Origin of the sequence: Synechococcales cyanobacterium T60_A2020_003 (assembly GCA_015272205.1) — a bacterium.
GTDB lineage: Bacteria > Cyanobacteriota > Cyanobacteriia > RECH01 > RECH01 > JACYMB01.
On the sequence record JACYMB010000320.1, the window covers coordinates 1 to 10,741 of the forward strand.

10 protein-coding genes and 1 pseudogene are annotated in these 10,741 nt (G+C 51.8%); 6 read left to right on the forward strand and 5 right to left on the reverse strand.

Going from position 1 to position 10,741, the window contains the following annotated elements; translation table 11 throughout:
* From IGR76_15725 to IGR76_15735, 3 genes are all read left to right on the forward strand, one after another.
* Positions 1 to 463, forward strand: a 463-nt coding sequence (locus IGR76_15725; GenBank protein ID MBF2079921.1) for a hypothetical protein, incomplete at its 5' end; no start/stop codon positions are given.
* Positions 464 to 540: 77 nt separating this feature from the next.
* On the forward strand, positions 541 to 1,551 hold the full coding sequence (locus tag IGR76_15730) for a DnaJ domain-containing protein (GenBank protein ID MBF2079922.1): 1,011 nt from the start codon (positions 541 to 543) through the stop codon (positions 1,549 to 1,551).
* A complete protein-coding gene (locus tag IGR76_15735; protein MBF2079923.1) occupies positions 1,548 to 1,865 on the forward strand; it encodes a hypothetical protein in 318 nt (105 codons plus the stop codon). The genes IGR76_15730 and IGR76_15735 overlap by 4 nt, the downstream gene beginning before the upstream one ends.
* Before the next feature lie 241 nt (positions 1,866 to 2,106).
* On the opposite strand, the gene IGR76_15740 is transcribed toward IGR76_15735, so the two are convergent.
* The 5 genes and pseudogenes from IGR76_15740 to speA form a co-directional block, all read right to left on the reverse strand.
* A complete protein-coding gene (locus tag IGR76_15740) occupies positions 2,107 to 2,370 on the reverse strand; it encodes a hypothetical protein (protein ID MBF2079924.1) in 264 nt (87 codons plus the stop codon).
* 488 nt (positions 2,371 to 2,858) lie between these two features.
* Positions 2,859 to 3,947 (reverse strand): hypothetical protein, encoded by a 1,089-nt coding sequence (locus tag IGR76_15745; GenBank protein ID MBF2079925.1) that lies wholly within the window; start codon positions 3,945 to 3,947, stop codon positions 2,859 to 2,861.
* A 134-nt stretch (positions 3,948 to 4,081) separates the two neighbouring features.
* A pseudogene (locus tag IGR76_15750) lies at positions 4,082 to 4,450 on the reverse strand (alpha/beta hydrolase).
* Positions 4,451 to 4,805: 355 nt separating this feature from the next.
* A complete protein-coding gene (locus tag IGR76_15755; protein MBF2079926.1) occupies positions 4,806 to 5,102 on the reverse strand; it encodes a helix-turn-helix domain-containing protein in 297 nt (98 codons plus the stop codon).
* A gap of 292 nt (positions 5,103 to 5,394) precedes the next feature.
* On the reverse strand, positions 5,395 to 7,395 hold the full coding sequence (gene speA / locus IGR76_15760; protein ID MBF2079927.1) for a biosynthetic arginine decarboxylase: 2,001 nt from the start codon (positions 7,393 to 7,395) through the stop codon (positions 5,395 to 5,397).
* Between the two features lie 232 nt (positions 7,396 to 7,627).
* On the opposite strand from speA, the gene dusB reads away from it, so the two are divergent.
* From dusB to IGR76_15775, 3 genes are all read left to right on the forward strand, one after another.
* Positions 7,628 to 8,704 carry a tRNA dihydrouridine synthase DusB gene (gene dusB, locus IGR76_15765; protein ID MBF2079928.1) on the forward strand — a complete coding sequence of 359 codons (1,077 nt, stop codon included), beginning with the start codon at positions 7,628 to 7,630 and terminating at the stop codon, positions 8,702 to 8,704.
* 208 nt (positions 8,705 to 8,912) lie between these two features.
* Entirely contained in the window at positions 8,913 to 9,560 is a 648-nt protein-coding gene (locus IGR76_15770) for a DUF3318 domain-containing protein (GenBank protein ID MBF2079929.1), read from the forward strand.
* 152 nt (positions 9,561 to 9,712) lie between these two features.
* Entirely contained in the window at positions 9,713 to 10,681 is a 969-nt protein-coding gene (locus IGR76_15775; protein ID MBF2079930.1) for a TIGR04168 family protein, read from the forward strand.
* The last annotated feature ends 60 nt before the right edge of the window (positions 10,682 to 10,741 follow it).

Sequence of the window (10,741 nt, forward strand, 5' to 3'; positions counted from 1 at the left end):
AGACTTCAACAACCAGTTTGTCTTGCCAGAGCACGAAGTCTGGGCCTGGAATGTAGTGTATACCGTCACTGGCTCCTACTACGGCACTCAATCGGATGCCGCAGAACAGTCTGCGACCTGTTTGGCCGATATCGGCCCCCTAGACTTTGCCCTACAATCTGCAGCGGTCTTAAAAACGTTTCCAAACTGTGACGTGTTGGGAGACTTAACCCCCGATAATATTGATCTATTTACCCTAGAAGCCGATAAATGTCGGGCGATGAGCCAAATCTTCAGCGAGCACCACGACGCGATCGCCGCCGCACTAAGCCAACTCATTCAAAGCGATGATCCTAAAATCCAGGCGGCTGAACTTCTGCAGCTTTGGCAGGCTCCGCTACAGTCGGCCATGAACCAAGGGATCGCCCAATTTAAGCGTGGGAAACGGATTCAAACTATCGAATATAGTGAGGATAAGGCTTGATTCAGCGTTAAGGGCGATCGCTCTGTTCAACCCTGCACCCGTAGGCGATCGCCACCCTAGGACGGAACATTAAGATTATGGCAACCAATCAGGATTTTAAGGATTACTACTCGGTTTTGGGGATCGATAAAACGGCCAGTCCTGAAGAGATCAAGAAGGCATACCGAAAACTTGCCCGCAAGCTGCATCCGGATCTGAACCCCGACGATCCGAGGGCAGAAGAGAAATTTAAAGAACTCAACGAGGCTCACGAAGTTCTCTCTGATGAGGAAAAACGTCGTAAGTATGATCGCTACGGTCAGTATTGGAGACAGGTACAGGAGGGACAGCCCTCCGGAGGGTATCCAGGAGCCGATGTTGGGTTTGATGAAAGTGAGTTTGGGGGCTACGGCGGATTCGATGACTTTATCAATGAACTGCTAAATCGCTATGCCCAGGGCGGTCAACGCACCTACCGCTACACCACCACCCAGGGAATCCCCGATGTGGATACCGACTTTGATCCGCGCTATCGATCGGTTTATCACAGCTATGCCCCCCAGCCTGACACCGAGGCCGCCTTTGTGCTGACTATGGCAGAAGCGTTTAATGGGGTCCAGAAAGAATTGCAGCTAGAGGGCGAAACGCCGTTCAAGGTCAGGATTCCAGCGGGCGCAAAACCGGGCAGTCGGATCCGAATCAAGAATCGAGGCCGCACCAACCCGCAAACGGGAAAACGGGGGGATCTATACCTCAACATTGATATCGCGCCCCATCCCTTTTTTAGTCTGGACGAGCACCTGAACCTCACCTGCGAGATTAGCATCGCTCCCGATGAAGCGGTGCTGGGTACAGACCTGAATGTCCCCACTCCCGAGGGTTCCGTAAAGCTCAAAGTTCCGGCAGGGATCGACTCTGGGCAAACCTTGCGCCTGCGTCAGAAAGGCTGGAAGACTGAAAAGGGCGATCGCACCGATCTCCTCGTCAGGCTCAAGATCGTAACACCTAAACCGAAAGACCTTAACGACGTTGAGCGCCTCAGCTATGAAACTATACGCGCCAATCGTACCCTGAATCCCCATGCCGAGTTGGAGAGAATCACGCTATGACCTCTGCTAATTCTGAATCGATATCCCCCGATCTCCTGGACATCAGCGTTGAGGAGTGTATCTACACCTATGAGCAAGTGGCAGAAATGACCGCCATCTCTGTGACGCTAGTGGAACGTTTTGTCAGTCTCCATCTGATCGAACCGCAGGAGGCCAAGTTGCGAGACCAGGATGTGGCTCGGATTGCCCAAATGCTGCGTCTCCACCGTGACTTAGGACTGAACTGGGTCGGTGCAAGCATGGTGCTTGATCTGTGTCAGGAAGTCGCTCAACTCAAAGCCCGCCTCAAAGCCTACGAAGATTATCAGGGCTGACAATCCGGTTGTCTCTCGCTCTATCCATACCCGCCCCTCTGCGATCATTACGACATGGGATATACAACCAACGGGTTGGTTAGGGTGGGGTGCAGCGATTATCTTGCATGTCAACCCAACGTAGCCGCCAGGGGAGACGGGGTAGAGTCTTGAAGCTGAGGAGGACTCCAGTTCATCCGACGTTTCATACGAAATCCTGCTATAGGGTGGCACTAAACCCCACCGCCTGCTGGCACCTCCCCTACCCTGCGGGAAGCCGCTTCACGTCTAGAGCAAGGGGGGGTGAGAGGAGGCTCTGAAATAGTGCTACTTTACGAATCGGATTCCGTATCACCATGGCCTTGGGCATCGTCAAAAGCCTATGAATACAGGCAATGGGTGCCACCTTCTTAGCTTTGCCTGCAGCCAGTAAGCGCGGATAGAAGACCATCAACAGGGGATAGGGAACCGTCACCAATGTGGCCATATACAGCGCAGAATGGACTCCCGCTTGTCCCCCCATCATCAGTCGTTTCCCTTGGTATTGTCCACTATCGCGGTTGAGAGGAGCAACGCCGACTCAGCAGACCAATTGCTTGCTGGTGATCACTCTGAGTTCAGGCAGGGCTACCAGCAAGGTTAAATAAGATGGAGGTAGAGATAAAGATAGAGCCGTCATGGAGTTCAAATTCAGGGTAGTTCAAAGTCAAGAATGAAACCATTGAGGATGAGTTGAAAGGATCACGTCCAGTTTGGCCTTTTCATAGCGCTGGTTACCGTTGGCGAATGGGCTACGAATGTCTCACGTCGGGGCTAATGCTACAAAATGTGACACTGGAAGTTCGGGTACGGCACCAATTCATGTTTTTTCCTCCACTTCTCTTGAAAACTTTGTCTAATCAGCATTTTAGCGATTACCAGTTTTTAACTGGATCTTTGGGGTAATCCACTGGCTTCACCAGTGCGACTTGACAAGCTTTGAGCAATGCGGACAAAAGCCCATAACCGCATACCTTAACCCTCTTCACGATCGCGATAAAAGCGAGTCAACGGATCCAGATCTTCCGTCGGAAAATCACGAATTAAGCTGAAATTAAACGGTTCTACGCTTAGAGACTCGACATAGGATGGTTGGAGATAGTTTTTATATTCGGCTTGGTTCGCTACGTGAACTTGCATAAACGCAAGACCGACACTCCGAAGATGGGTCAGAAATGCAGCTAAGTCTTCACCAGCTTCAGCATCAATGTTGGACGGTAGCAAAACTCGATCTGCGATTTCTGTGATTCCGGCATCATGGGCGGTGTTGTCTGCTATGAGGAGGTATTTGTCAGCCGTGGTTAGCCAGTTAAAGGCGCGGAGTTGCTCTGGAACCAGCGGTGTTACTGGATCGCTAGCGCCGCTAAATAATATAACTGGAACATCTATTTGGCTGAGCCCTTGTTCTCCCAGAATCGCCCCCGTGACTGGATTAGCCGCCACTACAGCCTGAATGCGTGGATCTCTCAACTGTCCACTGGTGAGCAGGTCTACGTACACAGGATTATCTTTTAGCTCTAATGCTCGGCATTGCAATAGCAACGCCACATCCAGCGATCGCACCAAAAAGTCTGATTCACACCTGCCCTGCAATTTCTCAAAGTCCACCGTAGCGCCTCCTGCCATCAGCACGGTGTACCCGCCAAAGGAGTGACCGATCGCCCCGACCTGTTGCAAATTGAGGCGATCGCCAAATTCCGTTGCGTTTTTCTGCTCCAGCACATTCAAAACAAAACTGAGATCAAGGGAACGATCGACAAATTCAGTAGCAGCAAAGGAATTATCGACAAACCCGGTAAGCAGATCTTGCTGATACTGGTAATTGCTGCCGATATGTTCTGGTGCGATCACCACAAATCCGTAGGACGCTAGCAATTCCAAATAAGGCGATGCAGTTGCCCGTGTTTCACCATAGCCGTGAGAATAGACCACCACAGGAATAGATGGGGGTAGATTGCCATTAAAGGTAGGTACATAGAGATCCGTTGGGATGGCGCGATCGCGCTCCTCATCCCGTAGATCCAGAGTTTGTTTTGTGAACTGAAACGCACCTTGTTCCGGCAGGGGGGTAGAGCGGTTAGATCAACCGGGGTAGATGCAGCAGCAGACTCCGATTCAGCATGAATGGCTGCCAGAGTATCTTTAGACAGGTCGGCAAATTCTGAGATGGCATGAGCCAGATTCAACGCTTGTGCCACATTGATGTGAATGGATTCGCTGGGAAAATGCTGTAGAACACCCAATACGCTTAATCCTTCTGGATCGGCGGATGATTGGATGATGGCCGATCGCAGGGCATGGAAGCCATTTTGTTGAGATTCGGTTTGAACGAGGGCTCCAATATTCTGTAAAGACTCCTCGCCAATGCCTGAGTACAGCAGTTGCGAAACCTCCCACGGAGACATATCGTGGGAAAGATGCAGTACGCCCTGCAACTCCGCCTCTGCTGTTGAACTGAGAAAATGGAAATAGAAGTCTAGATCGGAATCAACGGTTCCCGTTTCCGCATAATTTTGTAGAGAATCAACGGAAAGGTCAAACTCCAGAAGACCGTAGGAGAACTCAATGCGTTCCGCTGCTTACACTGGAAGGGTAGTGACTAGCGTTGACAAGCCAGCCCAAACCAAAGGTTGTACTCCATACCATAACCATTGGCTAGGAGCCTATCGCTAAATTTCACCATATATGCCACAACCTCATGCGCGATATGACCTCAACCACCATACTCTACCCTTGACCTTGCATGAACAACGGAAATTATGTCTATTAATTCTATATAACTGTCATGGGCTATAAAGGCAGCGGGGGTTGCCTTTCGCTGTAGTTGATTATCAAGAAAAATCAGGAGCTTTTCTAGTTATTTGGTGCCAGTCTTCCCAGAATCGTAATCAATCTTAATGACTGATATGGTGAAAGGCGTGATCAGCGTTCTGCTCGTGGAAGCGTCGGAACTGACGCGGCGATATTCCTGTCCAACGCTTGGAAGGCTCGTGTAAAGTTAGCGGCATCAGTATAGCCAAGCTCTGAGGCAATATCAACCAACTGCATACGGGAGGAATTTAGCATTCGCAACGCTTGATCAAATCTCACCTGCTCAACCACCTGAGAATAGCTAAGATGTTCTACGGCTAATCGCCGTTGAAAACTGCGGACGCTCAGTCCCGATGCCTCTGCTACCCTGCGGATATCAGGGTAGCCATCGGGTAAAAGAGATTGCAATAGTTGCTTTAGAGAGTCGGAGAAACTGGACGCAGGTGCAGACTTCTGCTACTCCAGAGATTTTGAAACAACTGTAACCTCTTACACGCCCGATGGAGAGTCATGAACCAAGAAACATCTAAAGCCTACACGTCGATACGAGCACCGAAGGCAGCGGCGATCGCCGGAATTATATTTTCCATGTTGCTGATTATCAGCCTAGTCATCATTTTGATTTCCGTTCCGGCTAAGTTGAGATATGGGGGTGGGGGCTGTTCCCGACACGCGGGGGGTTCCCTCCTTGCACCCCATCCTAACCAACCCGTTGGTTGCTATAGTACTGAGGATTCAGGTAAGTATATCGACTCAGCGATCGCTCATAGTTTTGCAGCAACAACTGGGATTCTTGCAAACTAATCTGGCGATCGCGCATGGCGACCTCCGTTTGGCGACGAATGCTCTCGACCAGATCCTCAGAATCGTACTGCACATAGCCCAGCACCTCCGTCATCGTATCCCCTTTGACGACATGCTCAATGGAGTATCCCTTGGGCGTAAGCTGAATATGGACCGCATTCGTATCCCCAAAGAGATTGTGCAGATTCCCCATAATTTCCTGGTAGGCTCCACCCAAAAACATCCCCAAATAGTAGGGTTCACCGGATTTCAGGGGATGGAGTTCTAGCACCGATTTCACATCACGGAGATCAATGAACTGGTCAATTTTGCCGTCACTGTCACAGGTGAGATCGGCCAGGGTGGCGCGACGGGTTGGTTCTTCATCGAGCCGATGAATGGGCATGATTGGGAAAAGCTGGTCGATCGCCCAACTGTCGGGGGCAGACTGGAAAACCGAGAGATTGATGTAGTAGATCGAGGCCATGATCTTTTCTAGATCTTCCAGATCATCGGGCACGTATTCCTGTTGACGCACGATCGCCAAGATTTTATGACAGCACGCCCAATAGAGTTGTTCGGCTCGGGCCCGTTCCGTTAACGAGAGATAGCCAAAGTTAAAGAGACTAATCGCTTCCTCTTTAAACTGGGTGGCATCGTGGAACATCTCCTGATAGTTCTCAACCCGAATCGACTGATAGGTTTCAAAGAGATTGCGAATGATCAGATGCTCTTTCTCCTCAACGAGTTCTGGGGGCGTAGACGGCACCTCGTTAGAACTCAGGACATCAAAAACCAACACCGATTGGTGGGAGGCGATCGCCCGTCCACTTTCGCTAATCAGGGTTGGAACCGGGAGATTAGCTTCTTCACACGCCTCTTTGACCTCTGCCACAATGTCGTTGGCGTAGTTTTGCATGTTGTAGTTTTTGGAAGCATAGAAGTTCGTTTTGGAGCCGTCGTAGTCTACGCCCAGTCCACCCCCTACATCGAGATAGCCCATTACCGCACCAAGTTTTGCCAGTTCGGTGTAGATTTGTCCGGCTTCGCGAATGGCATCTTTGATCACCGCAATCGATGAGATCTGGGAACCGATATGGTAGTGAAGAAGCTGCAAGCAGTGCAGCATATTTTCCGATTTCAGGCGATTCACCACATGGATAATTTCGGGAATGGTGAGGCCAAACTTGGCGCGATCGCCCGCCGAAATCCCCCAGCGTCCTTCCCCTTTCGAACTCAGCTTGGCGCGAACGCCCAAAATTGGTTCTACTCCCAGATCCTTACAGGCGGCGATCGCCAGTTCCACTTCTTCCACTTGTTCCAGGACGATGATCGGAGTTTTGCCCAGGCGGCGCGCTAGGGTTGCGGTTTCGATGTATTCCCGATCTTTATACCCGTTGCAGATCAGCAGCGCTCCCGGTGTGTCTAGGAGTGCTAGGGCAATCATCAACTCCGGCTTTGACCCAGCTTCGAGGCCAAACTGGTGGGGCTTGCCGTAGCGAACCAAGGCATCGACCAAGTGCTTTTGCTGGTTACACTTGACGGGAAAAACGCCCCGATAGTCGCCATCGTAGTTGTAGCGGGCGATCGCTTTACTGAAGCAGGCATTTAAGCGCTCGATCCGGTCTTCTAAGATGTCGGAGAAGCGGATCAGAATGGGGAGGGCTAGGTTGCGGAGTTTCAGGGCATTAACCAGCTCGAATAAATCCAACGAGCCGCCGCGATCGCCCTTGGGAGAAACGGTAATATGACCAGCGGCGTTGATGGAAAAGTAGGGTTCACCCCAGCCGCGAATCCGGTATAGCTCTTCGCTGTCTTCAATCGTCCAAGCCTGTTCTGTTGATGGTGCAGTAATAGACGCAACCTCGTTTTGATTCTCAAGTTCCTTATCTGCCGCAACCATGAACCGTCCTCCCATCACATCTGTCTTAATCGTTCAATGCGTTCCTGGCTCGTGCGATCCACTTCCCTGCAATGGAACTCATTGAATTGACAGTCTATCGCATTCAGTTCTAAGTTTGAGGTCGTTTACCCAACGTTCCCTCAGGATTTTTACCACCCCAAAGACGAAACCGACTGACATCAGTCACCTACGCCGCCGCTACAATCAGAAAGCAGGTTTTTAGGGATTTTGGATATCCCGATTTCGCATGACATCCCTTTCTCCAGAATTGCAAGCGCATCTCGCCACACCGCTCCGCATTGGCAATCTAGAGGTACAAAGCCGTGTCCTACAATCGCCCCTCTCTGGCGTCACGGATTTAGTATTCCGGCGACTGGTGCGGCGGTATGCCCCCACGTCCATGATGTACACCGAAATGGTGAGCGCTTCCAGCATTCACCACCTCAAGCGCTTATCCAAAATCATGGAGGTCGATCCGGCAGAACGGCCTATTAGTATTCAACTCTTCGATTGCCGACCCGACTTCATGGCCGAGGCTGCCCAGCTTGCCGTTGCCCAAGGAGCCGACACCATTGATATCAATATGGGCTGTCCGGTGAATAAGGTGACTAAAAATGGGGGTGGTTCATCCCTCCTCCGGCAACCAGAGGTGGCGGAACAGATTGTCGCAACCGTCGCGAGTGCCGTTCGCGTCCCCGTCACGGTCAAAACCCGGATTGGCTGGGATGAGGATGAGATTAATGCGGTGGAGTTTGCCCGACGCATGGCAGGCGCAGGCGCACAGATGCTCACCCTCCACGGACGCACCCGCGCCCAAGGCTATCATGGCTCGGCACGTTGGGACTGGATCTCCAAGGTGAAAGCGGCTCTATCCATCCCAGTGATTGCCAATGGCGATATCCATTCCGTGGATGCAGCCGTCCAGTGTTTAGAGCAGACGGGAGCGGATGGAGTGATGTGTGCGCGTGGCACATTGGGCTATCCGTTTTTGGTGGGTGAAATTGATCATTTTCTGAAAACGGGCGATCGCCTCCCACCGCCCACGCCCCAGGCACGACTCGAATGCGCCAAAGAACACCTGCGAATGCTGTGGGACTACAAGGGCGATCGCGGCATCTATCAATCTCGAAAACACATGACCTGGTATGCGCGGGGATTTCATGGCGCATCGGAATTGCGCTATCACCTCTGCCGCATCTCGTCAGTGGAAGAGGGAGAAGCGTTGATTGATGGGGCGATCGCCCAGTTGAACCACTGGCAGGATACCCATTCTCAATCGATTCAGGACACCGAAGACCTCGTTCTTCAAAGCACTAGAGCTTAAGGAAACCCAAGCCTTGTGACAAGAATAGGAATCTAACGATAGGATGGGACTATACGGAGTGCAATTCCCAGGCGGACGAGCGAAATACGTTTTACCGTGATGTACGGACTGTACGATAACGCACAAGGGTAACACCGTCATTCAATCCCCCCCTGGACACGCTATACTCCAGAAAAATCTCTATGGATTATTGAGTTAAGGCGACATCATGACCTCATTTGCCAGTTCTACGGCCCGATCGGAACTTAGCGAATTACGGCGGCTGAAGAGTTTACTGCCTCCGGAATTGCGGAGTTGGGTCACGATTGAATCCTCCACCGGGCTGACCCCACCGCTGATCACCAGCGAGGAATTGGGGAAAGATCAGGTGGAAATCCAGATTGATCTGGCTCGCTGGGACTCCCTAGCCCTAGATCAGCGAAATCTGCTGTTCTGGCATGAGGTCGCTCGCATTCAGAACGACACGATTCCTCGCGATGGTTGGGAAATGGCGGCCTTAGCGATCGGCTTAGGCGGTGCAGTCGGCGAACTGTGGGTTCAAGATGGTCTGCTCTTGGTTCTGGCTTTAGCGCTGTGCGGCGTGTCGGGTTTCCGGCTATACCAGCGCAACAACGGCTCGAAACAGTTAAAAGAAGCGATCGAAGCGGACGAAAAGGCGATCGCCCTTGCCACTCGATTTGGCTACACCTTACCCAACGCCTATAAGAGCTTGGGTAGTGCGCTCAAGGTTTTGATTGAGCAAAGTCCTAAGAAAAAACAGCGTCGTAAATATGAGTCTCGGCTAGACGCGCTGCGGAAGAGTGCAGCCAAAGCCAAGACCCGCGCCCAGTCCGCCCAGAATGAGCCGGCGTACTAAGCTATTCTGAAACTCCACAGAGATTATGAATTTAACCAAATTTTCAAGAACCGACGGCACTCGTTAGAGTGTCGTTTGTTTTGTGGGGCATAGTGCCAAAAGCGAATATTCTTGCCTATTCTGGATAAGGAGATGGTTAGGATAACACCACGATGACAACGGTCCAAGACTCTTCCCATGGTTCCCAAACGCGATCGCTCACCCTGGCGGTGATTGGTGATGTCCATGATGCCTGGGAGCCGGAGGACGCGACAGCGCTGAAGGCATTGGGTGTGGATTTAGCCCTGTTTGTTGGCGATTTTGGCAATGAGTCGGTGGAGGTGGTGCGGGCGATCGCCTCTCTTGATCTGCCGAAAGCCGCCATTTTTGGCAATCACGATGCCTGGTATAGCGCAACCGACTGGGGACGGAAGAAATGTCCTTACAATCGCGCCCAAGAAGACTGGGTTCAGGATCAAATCGATGCTCTTGGTTCGGTTCACGTCGGTTACGGCAAGCTAGATTTCCCCGAATGGGGGCTTAGCGTCGTTGGGGGGCGTCCCTTTAGCTGGGGTGGCTCAACCTGGAAATATACCGAGTTTTATCAGTCCCGCTATGGGGTGACCAGTTTCGAGGACTCCACAGCCAAGATGATGGAGGCGGTTCAGGCAACGACCACCAACACCATTCTGTTTATCGGGCACTGCGGCCCTAAGGGATTGGGCGATCGCCCCGAAGATCCCTGCGGCAAGGACTGGCAACCGATCGGCGGCGACTATGGCGATCCGGATTTAACGGAGGCGATCGCCAAAACGAAAGTCCTGGGTAAATCGGTTCCGTTTGTCGGCTTTGGGCACATGCACCACCACCTGCGCCACACCAAGAAAGTCCTACGTCGCGCCATTCATCAGGAGGCTGAAACCGTTTACCTCAATGCGGCACGGGTGCCTCGGATTATGGAAGTTGGGGGCGATCGCCACCGCAATTTTTCGTTGGTGACGTTGGAGGCCGGACAGGTTAGCGATATCCGGTTGGTGTGGGTAAACTCTGCCTATGAAATTTGTGCGGAAGAACCCCTCTACATGAAAGCTGATCCTAGTGTAAAATCAGCGTCTAGTGAAACTCTGATTGGGTTACACTAGGAAAGCACCTGGAGAGGTGGCAGAGTGGTCGAATGCGCTCGACTTGAAATCGAGTGTACC